The 18,217-nt window shown below is 58.7% G+C and carries 12 protein-coding genes and 2 tRNA genes; 5 read left to right on the top strand and 9 right to left on the bottom strand.

Translation table 11 applies throughout. The features are described 5' to 3' along the window. Window positions 1–15 precede the first annotated feature (15 nt). A tRNA-Arg gene (locus tag ABH15_RS05815) sits at window positions 16–87 on the top strand. Between the two features lie 373 nt (window positions 88–460). Here the strand turns inward: ABH15_RS05815 and ABH15_RS05810 are convergent. From ABH15_RS05810 to ABH15_RS14065, 6 genes are all read right to left on the bottom strand, one after another. Then, the gene (locus ABH15_RS05810; protein ID WP_128693436.1) at window positions 461–3,556 is read right to left on the bottom strand and encodes an Ig-like domain-containing protein; all 3,096 of its coding nucleotides are present in this window, start codon (window positions 3,554–3,556) and stop codon (window positions 461–463) included. A 264-nt stretch (window positions 3,557–3,820) separates the two neighbouring features. Next, a complete protein-coding gene (locus tag ABH15_RS05805) occupies window positions 3,821–6,778 on the bottom strand; it encodes an Ig-like domain-containing protein (protein ID WP_128693435.1) in 2,958 nt (985 codons plus the stop codon). Window positions 6,779–7,028: 250 nt separating this feature from the next. After that, complete coding sequence (locus tag ABH15_RS05800) at window positions 7,029–8,417, bottom strand: carboxypeptidase-like regulatory domain-containing protein (RefSeq protein ID WP_128693434.1); 1,389 nt, start codon at window positions 8,415–8,417, stop codon at window positions 7,029–7,031. 39 nt (window positions 8,418–8,456) lie between these two features. Further along, entirely contained in the window at window positions 8,457–9,980 is a 1,524-nt protein-coding gene (locus tag ABH15_RS05795) for an AMP phosphorylase (protein ID WP_128693433.1), read from the bottom strand. Window positions 9,981–10,183: 203 nt separating this feature from the next. Then, entirely contained in the window at window positions 10,184–12,511 is a 2,328-nt protein-coding gene (locus ABH15_RS05790) for an MEMAR_RS02690 family S-layer glycoprotein (protein WP_128693432.1), read from the bottom strand. Window positions 12,512–12,821: 310 nt separating this feature from the next. Continuing rightward, window positions 12,822–12,947 (bottom strand): hypothetical protein, encoded by a 126-nt coding sequence (locus ABH15_RS14065; protein ID WP_277749824.1) that lies wholly within the window; start codon window positions 12,945–12,947, stop codon window positions 12,822–12,824. A 34-nt stretch (window positions 12,948–12,981) separates the two neighbouring features. Between ABH15_RS14065 and ABH15_RS05785 the strand changes: the two genes are divergently transcribed. From ABH15_RS05785 to ABH15_RS05775, 3 genes are all read left to right on the top strand, one after another. Further along, the gene (locus ABH15_RS05785; RefSeq protein ID WP_128693431.1) at window positions 12,982–13,707 is read left to right on the top strand and encodes a thymidylate synthase; all 726 of its coding nucleotides are present in this window, start codon (window positions 12,982–12,984) and stop codon (window positions 13,705–13,707) included. Window positions 13,708–13,759: 52 nt separating this feature from the next. After that, window positions 13,760–13,832 (top strand) — tRNA-Gln (locus ABH15_RS05780). Between the two features lie 87 nt (window positions 13,833–13,919). Further along, window positions 13,920–14,771, top strand: coding sequence for a TIM barrel protein (locus ABH15_RS05775; protein ID WP_128693430.1), 852 nt, complete (start codon window positions 13,920–13,922; stop codon window positions 14,769–14,771). A gap of 30 nt (window positions 14,772–14,801) precedes the next feature. Here the strand turns inward: ABH15_RS05775 and ABH15_RS05770 are convergent, their stop codons facing one another. Genes ABH15_RS05770 through ABH15_RS05760 form a run of 3 tightly spaced genes read right to left on the bottom strand, consistent with a single transcriptional unit; the run spans window position 14,802 to window position 17,026 of the window. Further along, window positions 14,802–15,533 (bottom strand): DUF1614 domain-containing protein, encoded by a 732-nt coding sequence (locus tag ABH15_RS05770; protein ID WP_128693429.1) that lies wholly within the window; start codon window positions 15,531–15,533, stop codon window positions 14,802–14,804. 21 nt (window positions 15,534–15,554) lie between these two features. Then, window positions 15,555–16,172, bottom strand: a complete 618-nt coding sequence (locus ABH15_RS05765) for a fibrillarin-like rRNA/tRNA 2'-O-methyltransferase (protein ID WP_128693428.1) — start codon at window positions 16,170–16,172, stop codon at window positions 15,555–15,557. Further along, window positions 16,169–17,026 (bottom strand): NOP5/NOP56 family protein, encoded by an 858-nt coding sequence (locus ABH15_RS05760; protein WP_128693427.1) that lies wholly within the window; start codon window positions 17,024–17,026, stop codon window positions 16,169–16,171. The genes ABH15_RS05765 and ABH15_RS05760 overlap by 4 nt, the downstream gene beginning before the upstream one ends. 259 nt (window positions 17,027–17,285) lie before the next feature. On the opposite strand from ABH15_RS05760, the gene ABH15_RS05755 reads away from it, so the two are divergent. Further along, window positions 17,286–18,215 (top strand): calcium/sodium antiporter, encoded by a 930-nt coding sequence (locus ABH15_RS05755; RefSeq protein ID WP_128693426.1) that lies wholly within the window; start codon window positions 17,286–17,288, stop codon window positions 18,213–18,215. Window positions 18,216–18,217: the final 2 nt, after the last annotated feature.

The raw sequence follows: 18,217 nt of genomic DNA, 5'->3' as shown, positions 1-18,217 counted from the left end.
TAGAAACTCATGTGGGGATCCATAGGGTAGAGGATATCCTCTTGGGCTTCGAACCCAAGGACGCGGGTTCGATTCCCGCTGGGTCCGTCATCTTTTAAGAGTCGTCCGGGGAGCGCAGCCGCTTTCCGGGGTCTCGCATCACCACCTTTTGCTACTCATACCATGGCCACCTGTTTTACAAAGGCAACCACCTGCACCGCCGGCCCCATGCCCCGGGAACAGTGGCGGCGGGATGCGCACCGGCCTGATACGATCGCGGCCGGAACTTCCCGTGTGATCGCTTCATCGCACCCGCCAGATCCGCTTGAGACCAGGGAGGCCTGGTGCCTTTCAGGACTGAAGGAAGGGCTGTCTAACGGATTCAAGCTGCCCACAGCCGGGCAGGGATATCCCGGGAGACTCCGCTCCGAAAGGGCAGTGCCGCGAAGAATAAAAACAGGGATTGAATGGTTCCCGCCCGTCACTGGATCTGGATATATGCGCGGGAGAGATCCTTGACGCTCACCGGGCTATCTGTCGTGACCCACGAGTCTGGGGCATCGGGAGCGGTGGCATACACCTTAAACGAGTAATTGCCGGCCGGCATGGCGTGAACGCCAGCCTGGTAGGTATCGCCCGACGTCGAGTTGTCGGCGTCCTTTGAACCGAGATAGATCCATTTGATTCCGTCATTCTGATAGTAGATATCCTCGGTAACAGTCGCAGTCCCGTTATAGGCGAGATCCCAGGCGAGGGGCAGGATATCATAGACCGGCTCTGTGCCGGTAAACTGCAGATTCGAGACCTCCAGAGCCGCAGAACCCACAGGCGGTGCATCACCGTCGGGGAGAACCGTCACGTAGATCGCCGGCAGAGTCAGCAATTCGGTCCCGTTGTTGAAACGTATCGAGGAGCCCGGCCCGAAGAGATCGATGTTCCCGTCCGTCAGCACCTTGAGCCTGAAGGTCGTCTCCCAGATCTGGCCTACTTTAATGGTACCCGCATCAAAGTGCAGCTGTCGATCCAGGTTCCAGCTCGCCGTGTCGTCGCGTGCGTATGCCGGGATGATCGTCGCTGTGCTGTTGTAACTCCAGATCCGGGTTGAGTTCACCGGAGGGGCGTAGACGTACTCGAGCACCTCATCACCGGGCCGCGGGTTGCTGTTCACGCTGACATTCTCAAACGCTATATCCATCGCGGTGTTCACGCTTGCCTCATCCCGGAGGATCGTCAGGATGTCGCGGAGCGCCGCTTCGAGCTCCGAAGATCTGTCGGCCATGAAATAATGGCCGCCAGTCTGGTTGGCAAGTTCGCGGGGAACATCTTCCTCGGATGTGGAACTGCTGCCCGAATAGTAGATAGGATAGATCATAATGCCGTTGTCGCTCGCGTACCTGGCCATATTTTCACTACTACCGTTGCCGAATGCGTAATAATCACCCTCACCCGAGGAAAGATTCTTATCGTCGGGGTCGCAGGTCATCGCACTCCCCCCGTTGTCCGATCCGAACGGGTCGCCGAAGTAGCAGTACTTGTTCTGCATCAGGACGACGACCGCCTTGACGGCGTCCGGCCTTCCGTCCTCTACCAGGTGCGTGATTGCGGTATGGAGTCCCTTCCGGAGCGGTGCGGTGGCTTCGCCGGTCTTCTCCCTGTTGGCCGGGACGATATTCCAGAGTTCTGTCCTGACATCCATCCAGGTTCCGCTGTCAAGCGGTTTTTTCACTTCGGCAAAGTCCAGGTATTGTATTCTGTTATTGCCGGGATAGTACGATTCGACCGCTATGACGTCATCGTTCTCGTTCCCGTCCTTGGCAAGGTTTTTCTTCCAGTTGTAGGTGTTTGAAAGATTCACCAGATCGACGTAACCGTTCACGAACGGAGAGGCATGCTCCGGCGTATCTACCGACACGTCCCCGAACGTCACGAGAGCGGCACGATTATTTCCGAGCGAGAGAAACTCGGTGAAGTTCCATGCCGCATCCCGGGCATAGATCATACGGTCACAACCTACCTTCTCATCGGCGGTATCATTGAGGAGCATATCTTCTCCCCGGTCGACGCAGAGGACGACATCGATAGGCAACATCTGCTGCACGACCCACCCGTCCCCACGGAGCCGGATGGTCACGTCGATGGTATCGTTCACTTCCACCGTCTCAGGTGAGACCGAGGTTTCGACGGAGAGGTAGGGATAGTTCTTCCAGGTAAGGGTGACGTTCCTGCTGATGGCACCCCAGGTGGCGACGACGTCGCAGGTGCCGCTCGCGGTCCCGCTGTAGCTCGCATCCATACTATCGGCGATGAAGGCCCCGGGTCGGAACGTGACGAGCGCATAACCGTTCTCGTCGGTGACAGAGCTCGCCGCCGAGATCTCAGGACCTGTCGTTGCATGGTAGCTTCCGGTCTCTACATCAGTAATTGCAAACTGGACGGTCTCATTCCTGACCGGGTTTCCCCTGACATCGACGACCTTCGCCCTGACGGTTGCGGTGATGGAATCGTTCACGTCGCGGCTCGCCATAAACTCAGGATTCGCGGAGAGCACCATGTCCACCGGTTCGGAGCTCACAAACTCAATGTCTGCAGAGGCGGAGACAGTATCAGCACCCTCCCCGGCGGTTGCGGTCATCGTCACCACCCCAATCTTCAGCGTCGGCCCGTAACTAACGGTGACCTGCCCGTAGGAGTTCGTCAGGGTCGCTGTCGGGTTTCCATCACGCGAGTTGGTGATGGTGAGCGGGCAGCCCGAGACGACGTTGCCATACTGATCTCGCACGACAAACGTCATAAAAAACTTGCTCGTCCCGTCGGCAGGCAGGATCGCCGGGCTCCGTTCGACGTATGGCGTAATACTGGCGGGATTTCCATGCGAAATACTTTCGATAGACAGGAATCTACCATCGGTAATCGGCGCCGGCGGGTCGATGAAAACAAGGTTTTCACCCGAAACCTGACCGACCCTGAGCGTGACCGTGGCGTTCCCATCGGCGCCTACGCTCTGCCGGATGCTGTCGACATACTCCCCTCCGTCCAGGAACCCGGCATCGCCGTCGACCGATCCAACGGTGAAGAGCACTGTTTCGGCACCAATCCGGTTGTCGACAATGTTGCCGTAGCGGTCGACCAGCCGGACCGTCACAGTCGTCGTCTCCCCGACCGCCACCTCCGGCGTGTATGCCACAAGCGCTATCCGGTCAGGTGCGGCGTGATCTATTCCGATCTCGCACGTCTCGATCATCTCCCCTGCCGGATATTCGACCCGCGCCGTTATCGTTGCGGTGCCGCTTACGGTTCCCGGCGTGAACGTCGCCGAGGCACGTCCCTGCGCATCGGTGACCACGATACCCGGTGCGATACTCCCCAGTTCCGTCTCGACCCCGAAGGTCACCGGGAGCCCCTGTATCGGCAGGCTGTCGTTCAGCACGGTGACCGTGACGGCGGCGCCCTCGCTCCCGCCGGCAACAACCCAGTCCGGACTGCCGGTCGCGGTGACCTGATCCGGTATTAGCGCTGCCGCGGACGGTACCATCAGCATGGCGCCGAGCAGCAGATACCCCACTATCCAGTACCTCATAGATTTCACTTCTGGTTATTATCTCATACCAGTATAAAAATATAGCTCAGAAATAAAATCAATAAAGAGACGCATTTACTTAATTGAAACGATTTGAACCCCCAGTTTAGGATTTTGCGAGAATTTGCTTGCCAAAGAAATATTCATTCAAAACCAGCCGAAGGAGTGCCAGAACTCATGCGTCAAGGGAAAGGATATTTCTGCAGCACCGGGATTGAGCACCCGGTGCGGCCGGCGAGCTTGCAAAAAAGAGGAGAAGAAAGGTTAGCGGATCTGGATCTTTACCTGACCCGATGAGCCCACCTGTACCGGCGTAGCAAGGTCTGCCCGGGCATCCGGGGTATCCGGACTCGTGGCATGCACCCGGATCAGGTACTCTCCCGGCGGCAGCCGTCGCACATCGAGCACGGTGCTATCGGGGGTGACACCATGGGTGGTCACCGCCGGTCTTGCATCGAAGCAGACCCAGGTGTTCCCTCCATCAGAGGAGTAGGAGACGGTCTGCGAGACGGTCGCCGCGCCGGAATAGTTGACCTCCCACGCAACCGGGAGCAGATCCAGGTACGGCTCGGCGCCGGTGCAACAGAGGTTGTCGACGACGAGCGCCATCGTCTCGACACCCGTATTATTCAGGCCGGGAACCGCCGTGATGAAGAGGTCCGGGAGGTTCAGCGCCTCGGCACCGTCATTGAAGGCTATGGTCGAACCTGATCCAAAGACATTGATGTTGCCGTCCGTCAGCACCTTGAGACGGAAAGTCGTCTCCCAGACCTGATTCAGCTTTACCGTGCCAATATCGAAGGAGAGGGCATGATTATTGGCCCAGTTCAGGGTATCGTCACGGGTGTACGTACTGTTGAGACTCTTGATCAGGGTTGAACTCCCCGGCACGTAGACGTAGTCGAAGACATCCGCGCCAGCCTCCAGGGTCCCGTTCACCTCAACAGTCTCAAATTCAACACTCATCTCAGTGTTGACCCCCGCCTCGGTTTTGAGCTCTCCGGCTATCTCCGAGTATATGTCGGTAAGGTCCTGGGTGTTCGGAGCATGACGGTAGAAGCCGCCGGTATGTTCGGCCATGCTGCGGAACGTCGTACTCACGACGTTATCAGGAGTGAAGGCAAATGCAATGACATAGATCCGGATACCGTGGTTCTTTGCGTATATCGACAGGTTCTGCTCGGTAAATTCGCCGTTGGCACAACTCAGTGGGGAACCGGCGAGTGTCCCACCAAATCCGGTATAATAGCGATAATTCGAGCTTTCCAGGACCGTTGCATAGTTCGAGAACGTGTAGGCTCCCCCTGCAGGCCAACCGGTTCCGTGGGCAACCGGGCTCCCTGCGTTGTTCCAGTTGCCGTCGGTCATGAGAATCACCGCACGGATCGCCTTTGGATTCGAACTGGGATTTTCTATAAGATGCTTGATTGCACTTTTCAGCCCCGCCCGGGTGGCAGTGGCTCCGTTATCCGCGTCCAGACTATCGATGCTGGCGTTGACAACTGCAAAATCACTCCCAAGATCCGCATCGAGCGTGACTCCGCCCTCATAGTCGTATGACACCATACCGAGCCGATCGGCGTCCTCATTCATGCTGCCGATGAACGTCTTCGCCGAGATCTTCGCTGCGTCCAGCCGACTGATCGCGTGTCCCGACGCATCGGTCACATCAGTCTCCCTCTCCATACTTCCCGAACGATCCATCACCAGCATGGCATCGATGGGATCGGGCTGAAGCGCCCACCCGTCGCCCCGGAGAAGAACGGTCACATCGATGGTATCGTTCACCGCAACCGTCTCATCTGATGTGAAGGTTTCCACCGAGAGATATGGATAGTTCTTCCACGTCACCGCGATCGTCCGGCTGATGTTCCCCCAGGTTGCCACGATCTCACAGGTGCCGGTGGCGGTCGCACTGTAGCTGGCATTATTCCGATCGGTCGTGAAGGCGCCGGGGCAGAAGACGACGTCGGCGTAACCATCGGCGTTCGTCAGCGCCGACGCCGAGACGAGCGACGGGTCTTCAGTCTGGGCATAAATGCCCGCGTCGATCGCCCGTATCTCGAAGGCGACGGTCTCCCCAAAGACCGGATTGCCTTTGATATCCATCACCTTCGCCCGGATACGTGCCTCCGACTCAGGTTTGACATCCCGGCTCGGCATGTTCTGCGGGCTTGCCGTGAGCAGCATGTTCACCGGGGCGGTGCTGGTGAACTCCACCGGTTGGGAGACGGTGACCGACGAGTTCGCTACCGCCGTCGCGGTGATCGTCACCGTTCCGGTGGTCTCTTTCGGCCCATAGCCGATCGTGACCTGCCCTACGCTGTTGGTGGTCAACAGACGCTCTCCTTCGGAGGAGAGAGAGGTCGTTATCCGGACGGCCTGGCCTCCCGAGGGGTTGCCGTACCGGTCGAAGAGAGTATAGGTGAGGGTAAATTTGCTCGTTCCATCCGCAGGCTGATACGGAGGAGAGCCGGCCGACGGGGTTACAGCATGGGTTATCGAGGCAGGAACCCCATTGGCGACCCCGTAGATCGTCAGGAACCGGTCGGGAACCTGACCCGGCGGATCGATGAAAACGAGGTTTTCACCCGAAACCTGACTGACTCTTAACGTGACCGTGGCGTTTCCTTCAGCGTCCACCTCCCCGACCAGGGTGTCGGGATACGCTGACCCGTTCCAGAATCCCGCATCTCCGCCGGCCGACCCGACGGTGAAGGAGACCATCTCGGCAATCCTGCGGTTGCCGACGGGATTGCCGTAGCGGTCGACCAGCCGGACCGTCACGGCCGTCGTCTCCCCGACCGTCACCTCCGGCGTATACGCCGTCATGCTTATCCGATATGGTGCGGCGTGGTCGATACCAACCTCACACGTTCCGACCACCTCCCCTGCCGGAGATTCGACCCGTGCCGTTATCGTTGCGGCGCCGCTCACGGTTCCCGGCATGAACGTCGCTGAAGCGTGACCCTGTGCATCGGTGACCCCGGTGGCAGGCGTGATGCTGCCCAATCCCGGGCTGATCTCGAAGGTTACCGGGAGCCCCGGCACCGCCACGCTACCGCTCAGTACCGTCACGGTGACGGCGGCGCCCCCGCTCCCACCGGCAACCACCCAGTCGGTGTCGCTGTCGACCGAGCACGTATAGGGGAACCCGGCCGTGACAGGAGCGACTGCGAGAGCGAGCGCAAGGAGTATCAGTAAAGGTATCCCGGAATGCATGTTATGCTGAACATCCAATAGAGAGAACTAATATATAAACCCCGATCATGGATTAACTCGATATTAAAAGCCCTTTAGAAATATAACGAATTCAAATCCGGATTGAGGTTAATTGAACCATTTAAATGAGGATTTTAAAAAAGTGTGCTTCGCACCGGAGTACGATTAAAAAATAATTATATACAGGAAGGAGTTTTCCCGTAAGGTTGACCAAAAACCGGATATAACAGGAGGGGCGGAACCTGCCTATCTACAGGCTGCGCGTCTTCGGTGACCGGAGCCTTTTCGCGCCCCTCCGCTTTTTATAAAAGAAACCGGCTGCTATCAGAGCAAGAAGGAGAACAAACGCCCCGATAAGAACCACCGGATCAAACTCGCGCTCAAGGCGCACCGTCGCCTCTGCAGCAGTTCTTCCAAGCGGCACCTCGAGAGCGACAGAGGCAAAACGATATCCTTCGAGCGATGCCGAGACGTTGTACGAATCCGAGGATTTCAGCACCGTCCGGAGAGTACCTTCAGCATCGGTTATCCCCGCCGGCCGACCGTCTATCAGGACTGCCGTACCGGCAAGAGCCCGGCCATCCGCATCCTCCGCTTTAATCATCACGTCAGCCCGGGCGTAGGCCAGATCGACGATGATATCCTCGCCCGTCCGGGTAATCTGGCAGGTGTCGCTCCAGCCCGTATACCCGGGTGCCGAGACCTCTACCATGTAGGTTCCTGCTTCAACGCTCGGAAGGCCATATCTCCCGTATCGATCCGTCTTCCCCTGCCACGTTCCGTTGATAAAGACATCGGCCTGCTCCACCGGCTTTCTGGTCTCGTCATAAACCGAGACGGTGACAGGATAGGTCGACTTGGAGAGCAGGATCGTGAGCAGGACATCATCCGCGGTGATCAGATGTTCAGCCTGATACGTCTGGTAGTCAGGTTTCTCAACAACAACCAGATATCGCCGCTCCCGCTGTAGATGGAGAGGAAGGAGCCCATCGGCACCGGTGGTGCCTGCACGGCCGGTGTCGATGGTGACGGTAGCATCCGCGATCGGTTGCCGGGTCTGGGAGTCCTTCACCAGTGCCGCGAACTTATCGTTCCGGTATATCCAGTACTGGACGGTGCGACCGCTGCTCTCCATCTGTACCGTCCTTGATAAGGAGTAGTAACTCTGTGCACGGATCTCGATGTTGTACAGGCCACCCGCTTTTACCTGAAAATCGGCTCTCCCGCTCGCATCGGTGCTCTCGGAGCCGTCGAATCCGTCGCCGTGCACCTGCACCACAGCGTCCCGCACCGGCTGCAGACTCTCCCCATCAAAGAGGTCGACCGCCAGAACCTCACTCTTTCGGGACATCTCGATCAGAACGGACGATGCAGATCCGCCGACCAGTCCCACCCAGTCATTGTAGCCCGATCTCGTCGCCTTGAGGCGGTAACTCTCGCTCATCGAATGCGTATACGAAAAAAGTCCGTTTGATCCGGTCATTCCGACATAATCACCGTCGACATAGAGCGAAACGTCGCTCAAACCAACAGACGTCGCCTCGTCAAGCACCGTGATCTGGAGATGCGTTGCCTGAGCGCTCCCGCAGACAAAAAGCACCCCGACCACCAGGATACAGAGAAGGCGACGTATATGCATGGGTGAATATTCTGCCTTCAAAAATTTGAGTGCATCGGTTTAAATCCAGCGCCCGGACGGAATATGCTCGAGAATCATCCCCTCTACCACGACCGGCATGAGCGTCCGCGCTACCTCGATGGCACTCTGGAGCCGCCATGCACGATCGGCATACAGGGTGAGGATCGGATCGCCCTTCTCCACTCTGCTCCCTTTCTTGGCATGGACGACAATACCCGCTCCATGATCCAGCGGGGAACCGGCGGCACGGGCTATCGTAATGAGCGACCTGTTATTCAGTTCGATGACGTACCCGTCCTGCGGTGCCCGCACGACGAACTGGTGCTCACCGGCGGTCAGGCTCTCGGACGTGACACCCGCATCGCCGCCCTGAATCTCGATGATCTGTTTGAACTTATCGAGTGCTTTTCCACTTTTGAGAAGATCTTCCGCCATCGAGAAGCCCTGGCCAGGTGCGGCTTTGCCGGACATCTCGAGGGCAATTCCGGCGAGGGAGAGGCTCTTCTGGATCAGTGAGTTCGGCTCCGTTTTTCCTTCGAGAACAGCAAGAGCCTCCTGCACCTCGAGGACCGGGCCGATGGTGTGGCCGACCAGTGACTCTCCGTAACTGAGAGCGCATTCGACCCGCATGTTCAGGCGGTCGCCGAGTTCCATAAACTCACGTGCCATCTTCCGTCCCTCCTGGATATCCGCAATCTTCGTGTACTTGCCGACCGGGATATCGATGACGACGAGGTCGGCCCCGACAGCGAGTTTTTTGGCCATGACACTCGCCAGCATCTGGCCGCGTGCATCTATCTTGAGCGGGTACTCGTGGGTGATGATCCGATCGTCGGCAGGCGCAATGTTCGTCGCGCCGCCCCAGACGATGACACCGCCGACCTTCTCCGTCATCGTCTGGACTTCGTCGGCAGAGAATGCAACGGGTGCTACCACCTCCATCAGATCCGCGGTTCCTCCGGCACCGGTGATTGCCCGCGAACTCGTCTTCGGGATTTTTAAACCGCTTGCGGCGATTATCGGAACAATAAGCAGTGAGATCTTATTACCGGGGACACCACCGATCGAGTGCTTATCGACGATCGGGCGGGTGCTGAAACGGAGCTGGTCGCCGGTCTCGACCATGGCACGGGTGAGGTACTCGACCTCGTCCATATCAAGGCCGTGTATGTACGATGCAGCAACATAGGCGGTCACCTCACCCGGCGAGAGCGTATCGTCCACGATATCTTTGACGATACTGAACGTCTCGTCTTTGGTAAACCGCTCTCCGTCCATCTTCTTCTTGATGTAGGCGAGCGATGCCGGCCGGTCTGCTCCCCGGACTTCAACACTGTCGCCCTCAGCAAGTGCAAGGCCGGCATTCAGGGGCCGGTAGACGCCGAGAGTCCCCTCCGGTATGAGCGACCCGGTGGTATCGACGTGAGCCTGGGCAGTCTTCCCCGCTCCCACATTAGTTACCTGTACGCGGTCGCCGTCCCGGACACGGATGCTTCGGGCGTCCGCACTGTGCAGAAGGACGCCTCTGTTTGCGATATCGATGAGCTTTGCTGATAACTTCATGCCAGATCTACCCGTCCAGTCAGGTGTATCGGGTTCCTTCTAGATAAAATCGGCTGTTTTTCACAGGCTCATCCTGGAGAGCCTTCATGGAATAGCAGCCACCGGTACGTCGATGAAGCGAATAGGCCGTATGGCACGAAAGAAAAGAACAACAGAACAACCGACGAAGCGTCAGTCGAAGACTTTCAAAGAAAAAAAGGGGTTTAGTTCCTGCGCAGGACCAGGACAGCAACAGCGCCGAGGCCAATCAGTGCAATCAGTGCGCCAAAGCCAGGGGTGGCAGTGGTCGGAGCTGCAGTGGTGGCGGTGGTGGTTGCGGCAGTGGTCGGTGCAACAGTTGCGTTGCCGGTCGGGGTGACGGTCGGGGTTGCCTGTCCCTGAACCACGTTGAAGGTCGTGGTCTGGGTTGCACCGGTCTCTACACTCTCAACGTTGACGATGTACTCGTCAGGCTGGAAGGCGGAGGCGTCGACCTCGAAGGACCAGGTGTTGTAGGGCTCGCCCTGCTGGATGGTCACCGTGCCGGATGCACCGCTGAACTCAGATGCCTGAGTCTTCTCGGTGGGCTGGAAGGATGCGCTCGTCACGTCGATGAGCAGCTCGTCGCCAGATGCCAGGTTGGTGGTTCCGGAGAGCGTGAAGGTGCTGCCGACGTTCTGGTCGCCGATGGTGTCGATCCTGATCCAGGGCTCTTCCACGAGGAAGGTCAGCTTGGTGTAGGTGTCGTCCACGTTGGGCGAGTTCAGAGCGTTAACGAGAGCAGTTGCAGCGTCGGAGGCCTGCAGGTTTGCAAGGTTGACCTGAGTCATACCGGGTGCGATGATGGTAGCAGTAGTTCCTGCAACAAGCTGGACGTCCTGCTGGCCGTCCATCATCGGGTGCTGGACGACGACGAAGTACTGGCCGGATGCAAGGTTGCTGGTCTGGCCGGAGTCGAGGTCGTACTCGAAGGAGCCGTCGGACTCAACGCTTGCAGACTGGGAGAGCAGGCGGAAGTTCTTGCCGAAGATCCAGACGTAGACGTTGTTCGGGTTGCCTTCCGCAGTTCCGGAGACGGTCAGCTCGTCACCCTTGGCGACGGAGCTCGCGCTCGCGGTTGCCGTGATGAAGGGGGTCTTCAGGACGACGGATGCGGTTGCATACTGCACACCGGAGAGGTGAGCCTTGTCACGGGGTGCGGAGACAGCGTAGATGGTGTACGTACCGGAGTCTACGACTTCACCGAGTGAAGAGGTGTCCCACTTGTACGACCAGGTGTCGTCGGTCTCGACGGACTCGGTCGTGAAGGTGTTGCCAGCCGTGTCGACAACGCTGATGGTCGCGTTCTCAAGCTTGACACCGTTGGCGCCAAGGTTCGGGCCGGTGAGGAAGAGGAAGGTCGTCGAGTTGTCGGTGTTGGTTCCGGAGAGCGTGATCTCTTCACCGATGTAGTAGATACCGGTGCCGGATGCGGTCATGGTGACCTGTCCCTTCTCAACCTTCACCTTGACATCGTCGGAGGTGGCGAGGTTGGTCGGGTCGACAACCTTGATCGTGAAGCTCTGGTCATCAGTGATGGCCGTGGTGTTGAACTGGACAGTCCGGGTTCCGGCAGCGCTGGTGGTGACCTGAGCCTTGGTGTCGGTGAAGTTTGCAAGGTCGGTGACACCAGTCATCTGAACACCGGGTACAACGGAGGGCTGTCCGGGTGCGATCAGGGGGTACTGGTTGTTGGCCAGACCGGCGTCCTTGACGTAGACCCAGTAGGCCTTCTTGGACTCGCCGGTGATGGTCACGACGAAGGTGTTGCCGCGGATGACGCTGTCCTTGTTGGACTCGATAGCGAGCGTCTTCGTGGTAACCTGGAAGCTGACGGAGTTCGAGTCAAAGCCCTTGTCCTTCAGACCGGTTGCGGGGTTGTTCGTCCACTTGGCAACGGCAGTGTACGTGCCGGCCTCGACGCCGGAGAGGCTCATGCCGCCGACGTAGATCTTGGATGCGTTGATCGGGACGGCTGCAGTGCTGACGCCGCCGAACTGGGTGAGCTTACCGCCGCCGGGGGTGGTGATCTCGATGTCCATGGTGGCGATTGCCGGGGTGGCATACAGGCCGCCGACATTGTTCTGGAGCTCGAAAGCGAGAACAGTGTCACGGGAGACGGACTTGCCGTTCACGGAGTCGGAACGGGAGTTGTTCAGGACAACATCGAGGGTCACGTTCGGAACCTTGACGACAACGAACGGGTTGCCGGCGATAAGGCCACCAGCGTTCCACGCATAGTAGGTGCCGGTGATGCCACCGGCATCGGTTGCGGTCAGGTCAAAGTCGGTTGCGACCGGAACATCGATGATGTTGTCGGCTGCACCTGCCGTGAAGTCGCTGTAGTGGACCAGGCGAGTGATACCGGCAATGCCGGACAGATCGAGGCCTTCTTCGCCTACATAGACAGTGTTGCCAGAAGCAACAGCCCGTGCGGCTGCGGGTGCAACCATCAGGGAGACTGCCATGAGGACAACGAAGGCGACGACCATCGTTTTAGTGATACTCTTCATACTGTACCTCCATTATGCTTATATGAGGGAATGTGAACACGAGGTATTCGACATGCGTCGAATACGGGTTCACCACGCTCTATACTCCGAATAACGGAATATGTCACAATATTTGTGGAACACTTAATATATCCTTTGTGGTTGATCGGAGGTGATCACCCCACGAACGGCTCCATGATGCGCGGAATTGGTAGAAATACGCCCGGATATCGCCCCGTTTCCCTATGACCACGGATAATACCAATACCGAAATAAAAATGCCCCGGCTCCAAACAATCATTCCGGGGAATTTTCAACACTTTCACCGGCATCACCCCCGTTTCACAGGACATTCCTGCGTCACCGCCTGCACGCAACCGGGCGCCTCCCCCAGGCGTGCGTTGCCGACAACTCCGATCCGGACGGCATCCCCCCAGTTGTTCCAGGTCAAATCCATGTATATTTACATTCATCCCTCCCACCAGAGCTGCATGAAGATCATCCGTGCACCGACCATCGCCCGTGCACACGAGCTCGCCGTGAAGATGGTGCTTGAGAAAGGATGGGCACTCAATACCGAGGACGACGAGGCGACGATCGAGTACGAGGAACTGGCGCTCGACATCGAAGACCCCTTCGCGGAACCGATGGCCAGTCCCTGCTCCCGGTTCCAGCGGCGGTTCCTCGAGACGTATGCCGACAACCTGCTGAACGGCTCAGAGGCCGAGTTCGAGTACGACTACCACCACCGGCTCTTCGACTGGGGCGAACGCCTGAGCATCGACGGGGTGAACGTGCACGTCGACCAGATCGACTACATCATCCAGAAGCTGAAGGCATCGCCTGAGAGCCGCCGGGCCGTCGCCGTCACCTGGAACCCCGTCGTCGACGAGAGCCTGGACGACTGCCCCTGCCTCCAGCTCGTGCAGTGTCTCCTGCGTGACGGCAGACTCCAGATGAAAGTGGTCTTCCGGAGCAACGATATGCTCAGCGCCTCCGGCGCCAATATGTACGCACTCGTGCACCTCCAGAAACGGATCGCCGACGAGGTCGGTGCCGCATGCGGCCGGTATACCCATATCGCGCTCGTCCCCCATGTCTACTACAAACGGGATCTCAACGACATAACGCCCTTTTGCAAAAAGGGTTTAGAAATACAACCCGTTCCCGAGGTCTGTGCGGCCTGCGGCCGGTGCGATCGGGCACCCCCCAGGTGAACCCGTACCGTCACCTTAATTAGGAACCAGAATCAACGTTATAGAGCACAATAGCCCGGTAGTGTAGCGGTCAATCATGTGAGACTCTGGATCTTGCGACAGCAGTTCGAATCTGCTCCGGGCTACTCATTTTCTATATCTCTCCTCAGGCACAGTCGTTTCTTCCCGCCCCATTACTAACCATCAAGCCACCATGAGTGCTACCGTTCTCTATGCATCGGCCATACCGCATCGGCTGCGGCGTCCGGTCTGACGATACAACGGCATTTCACGCTCTCGCAGGCCTGTACGACCGGGGGCGGATCGACCATATCCAGGTTCAGATTATTCCAGAGCCGGGAGGAATCTTTCAAGAACGGATAGATGAAATCGGCGCTGCCGGAGTTCCGATCGTAATCCATGCTCCGCACCACGGCGAAGGAGTGAACCCTGCCGACCCCACCCTCTGTGAGGGTTTCGACCCGCGAACAGCTCCACGGCACGTTGAAGACGCGATGAATCTGACACTCTGTGCCGCAGACCTCCTTGGCTCTGATTGCATCGTCATTCACGCCGGCAGATACAGAGACGGAACCCGCAAGGCCGCTTTCGAGAATGTCCGGGGGTTTCTCCGGGAGTACGCCGATCCGAGGATGGCTCTTGAGAACCTGCCGTCTGTCTACGCCGGGTATGCACTCCTCGGCGATACTGCGGACGAGCTCGCGGCCATCGCAGGCGATCGCGTCCGCGGGTTCTGCCTCGACTTTGCCCACCTCTACTGTACGGCGAACTTCAGAAACCTCTCCTATACGGACGAACTGAACCGCTTCGAGAGATTGGCCGTCCGCCACCAGCACCTCTCCAATAACCTTCACGGCTCCGTTACCGACCAGCACCTCGAGCTCGACCATCCCGCCGGCGGGCTCGATTTTCCGGCCGTCTTCGACCGGATCGCAAGGAACCCCGAGATAGCGACGACACTCGAGTACAAACGTGACACCTATGAGGTATACCTGCGGCAGCTCGAGGTCTTCGATGAACTCTACCACCGCTACGCCGGCATCGGCGAAAGGCTGCGGCTCTGAAAAAAGGAGAGAGCACGGGAGGAGTATCCTTCACGCAAGGAATGCTGCAAGGACGCCGCTTAAGAATATCCCGTCGAACGTACCTGCACCGCCGATACTGGCCATAGGTGCCCCAAGTTCCCCGATACGCCTGAGGTTGAGCAGATCCGCCCCGATAAGGGTGCCCAGCGTACCGCTGACGTAGGCTATGATCACCGGTGCCGTCTCAAACCCACCTGCAAATATCGAGAGGATGATAGCGGAGAAGAGCGCCGCCAGGGGCGGGATGAAGAACGGTGTGGCAATCCCAAGACCCGGCACCGGCCGGGCAACGAGTTTCGTGATGAGGGTCACGACGAGTACGCCTACAAGCGCCAGGGATACGATACCGAAACCACCCGTCAGCACGACCGAGTCATAGAGCAGGTATGCCGAGATGATGACCGGGATCAGGGCGCCGCCTACATTAACGGCGATGGTCGTCCTCGACGACACGGCCGGGATGCGGTAGAGCCTGCCATAGGTCGATACATACCCATTTGCGGCAGGACTGCCGTAGTTCTCGACGGTCTTCACCGGGATATTGATGAAACTCCCGGCCAGGGTGAGGATGAGGATCAGGAGCGCCTCTCTCCAGGAGAAACCAAGCTTCGCGAAGGTCGCCCCGACCACCGTCAGAAAGAGGACGGGCAGCAGCAGAATGACGAGTCCGAAGAGGAGAATAGCACCGATCAGCATGATCAGCATCAGGGGAGAGAACGGGTTGAAGACGACTCGGTCCATGGAAAAGGGATGGCGGGGCTATTATTTCATAACTCCGGCCGACCGGTCGCGGCAGACGATCGCCGCGTGGTCGACATGGTAGGGATCGAGCCAGCGGACCTCGACGACCTCGAGACGCCGCCCAAGTTCGGTCAGAGTGTCGGCGAGGACCTCTTTCGGGTCCCGCCTGACGTCAACGCTCCGCGTCTTGAGCATCAGGATCAGCCATCCACCCGGTCGGAGGAAGGGCAGGTTTCTCTCCGCAATGTTCACCTGATCCGGCTGCGCCACATCCTGATAGATCAGGTCAACGGCCTCCACAAAAGGAGCGTACTCCTCCGGCCGGGACGCATCGGCCATGATCGGCACGACGTTCTTCCGCCGCCGGGCGACCTCGAGGAGATCCTGCATCGGACGGGGGGCAAACTCGATGGCATAGACCGTCTCGACGTAATCGGCAACGTGGGACACCGTCGTGCCGTTGGCAGCGCCGAGGTACAGCACCCGCATGCTCTTAGGGAGCTCGACTCCCTCGCCGAGGATATAGAGAGCTGCAAGTTTGCTCCGGTAGGGATCCCACACCCGGTAGCCCTCAAGCATCCGCTCATTGTAAACACCCCCTTCTCCGGGGGATACCAGTATATTCTGTATCCGGATCATGCCGTCTTCCCCGCTTCGTCGATACGTGCCTGCGCCTCGGCGATAAATTCAGGGTCGAGAGCTCCCCGGTAATAATCAATCCGCGCGGCTATTCCGAGTTTCCCGGCAAGCACCCTCGCAACCCGCCCCCGCACCTCCTTCGGAGCGTTATGCACCCGCCGGTGCTGGAAGATAATCCCGTGCTTCGGCGGTGGAGAGCCGGATCGGAGGTGGGAGAAGAGGGCGCGTTCGGAACCGATCACCTGGATGGTGCTCCCAGGCATCCTGGCGAGCGCCTCAAGTCCACCCGCCCGCGATGCCAGACGTGCCGCCACCAGCCCGCCGATGAGCGCACTGCAATTAGGGAGCACCTCGTCCGCCCGGTCGGAGACCTCATGCATGAGCGAACTGCGAAGACCTGCGAGACGCTCGATCTCATCGGCCACCCGCCGGAGCCCCCCACCGGAACCCTTCCGGATCACCCCGAGCATCTTCCGGGCGGAGAGCGAACGATATTTGCGGGAGAAGGACGGGCTGCCGGTCTGGTACCACTCCGCCGCCCGCTCCTGCAGGAGGTTGATGACGGTATCGAGTTCGTCGAGCATACGAACCATCTGCAGCAGTTCAACGTCGCGCTCCTGGTAGGATGCGGCGATCTTCTGCCTGGCCTGCATGGTGCAGACCTGCCGGAGGAGGCTGATGTACTCGTTTCTGTCCCGGACAAGGCCGCAGTTCCGTGCCATCCGCCAGTCGAGAGGGGTGAACGAGTCCATACCGGTATGGAGCGAACCCGCCCGTTCTACGAGCTCTTCCGGATTCCTGCTCGCAATCCGACAGCCCTCTTCACTCACATCTCCGAACCAGTAGCGCTCCATCGTACTCACTAGTGGGCGGTGAGACAATATAAGTGTAAAAGCCCCGGGTCCGGTGGTCAGCCGTGAATGTCAGAACTTCTGCCAGCAGGCATACACGAGAGTATCGAAGACCGATATGTTCTTCAGAGAATCCGACAGAGTCGTTTCCCGGCAGACCCCCATTCCGGCAGACAGCACCGCCTGCCGGCAGGAGAGGCAAAGAGCGAGTGAAGGGGACACCCATGACAACTGACAATGCCCCGGCGATACCGGAGAGGATATGCCCCCGACTGCCATAATCTCAACCCTCGGATTCGTCATCGGAATAGCTCTGCTCATCAAAGGTGCGGACCTCTTCGTCGGCGGGGGAAGCGGCCTTGCAGCACGCTACCGGATCTCCCCGACCCTGATCGGCTTCACCGTCATCGCCTTCGGCACGTCATTCCCGGAGTTCGTGGTGAATATGCAGGCGGTCGTTGCCGATGCACCCGATCTCGCTCTCGGAAACATCCTAGGGAGCACCGTCGCAAACATCGCTCTCGTCCTCGCCATCTGCGCCATCGTCAATCCGGGAGTAATCCGGCAGGAGCCGGGCGTCCGGGGCATCAACGAAGTGCTCCTCATGCTCGGGGCGGTCGCTCTCTTTGCGCTGCTCGCCGTCAGGATGGTCTTTGACCTGCCTGCAGGGATCGTCATGCTCGGATCGTTCGCCCTGATCATGTGGGTTCTCTGGAGGCAGGGGGTGGCGACGGAGACGGCCTTCGAGAGCCATGGAAGCAGGGATTACCTGCTCACCGGCGGAGGCCTTCTCAGCGTTATCATCGGGGCGAACCTTATCGTCACGACGGCAACGGATATCGCGCTCGTATTCGGCATCAGCCCGTTCATCATCGGCGTCTCCATGGTCGCGGTCGGCACCTCGCTTCCGGAACTCGCTACCTCGCTTACGGCAGTCGTTCGGGGAGAGGGAGGGATCTCGGTCGGAAACATCATCGGCAGCAACATATTCAACCTGCTCTTCGTGATGGGATCTGCCGCCGTCATCCGGGCAATCCCGATCGGATCGTACACCGACATCCTTGCGATGAGCCTCTTTGCCGTCGCCATCCTCCCGTTCTTCGTGGAGAGCAACCGAATACGCCGCGGCTGGGGTTTTGTCATGCTCGGAGCATACGCAGGGTATATCTACTCGCTCTTCGGATCGGGCTGATA

It is taken from the genome of Methanoculleus taiwanensis, from assembly GCF_004102725.1.
GTDB lineage: Archaea > Halobacteriota > Methanomicrobia > Methanomicrobiales > Methanoculleaceae > Methanoculleus_A > Methanoculleus_A taiwanensis.
The sequence above is the reverse complement of the archived record's forward strand: the minus strand, read 5'-3'. Positions and strand labels throughout refer to the sequence as shown.

What these genes read in the sequence shown, in the direction of transcription:
- ABH15_RS05810 (WP_128693436.1), bottom strand. Translation starts at nt 3,556, where the DNA reads ATGAGGTACTGGATAGTGGGGTATCTGCTGCTCGGCGCCATGCTGATG.
- ABH15_RS05805 (WP_128693435.1), bottom strand. Translation starts at nt 6,778, where the DNA reads ATGCATTCCGGGATACCTTTACTGATACTCCTTGCGCTCGCTCTCGCA.
- ABH15_RS05800 (WP_128693434.1), bottom strand. Translation starts at nt 8,417, where the DNA reads ATGCATATACGTCGCCTTCTCTGTATCCTGGTGGTCGGGGTGCTTTTT.
- ABH15_RS05795 (WP_128693433.1), bottom strand. Translation starts at nt 9,980, where the DNA reads ATGAAGTTATCAGCAAAGCTCATCGATATCGCAAACAGAGGCGTCCTT.
- ABH15_RS05790 (WP_128693432.1), bottom strand. Translation starts at nt 12,511, where the DNA reads ATGAAGAGTATCACTAAAACGATGGTCGTCGCCTTCGTTGTCCTCATG.
- ABH15_RS14065 (WP_277749824.1), bottom strand. Translation starts at nt 12,947, where the DNA reads ATGGATTTGACCTGGAACAACTGGGGGGATGCCGTCCGGATCGGAGTT.
- ABH15_RS05785 (WP_128693431.1), top strand. Translation starts at nt 12,982, where the DNA reads ATGAAGATCATCCGTGCACCGACCATCGCCCGTGCACACGAGCTCGCC.
- ABH15_RS05775 (WP_128693430.1), top strand. Translation starts at nt 13,920, where the DNA reads ATGCATCGGCCATACCGCATCGGCTGCGGCGTCCGGTCTGACGATACA.
- ABH15_RS05770 (WP_128693429.1), bottom strand. Translation starts at nt 15,533, where the DNA reads ATGGACCGAGTCGTCTTCAACCCGTTCTCTCCCCTGATGCTGATCATG.
- ABH15_RS05765 (WP_128693428.1), bottom strand. Translation starts at nt 16,172, where the DNA reads ATGATCCGGATACAGAATATACTGGTATCCCCCGGAGAAGGGGGTGTT.
- ABH15_RS05760 (WP_128693427.1), bottom strand. Translation starts at nt 17,026, where the DNA reads ATGGAGCGCTACTGGTTCGGAGATGTGAGTGAAGAGGGCTGTCGGATT.
- ABH15_RS05755 (WP_128693426.1), top strand. Translation starts at nt 17,286, where the DNA reads ATGCCCCCGACTGCCATAATCTCAACCCTCGGATTCGTCATCGGAATA.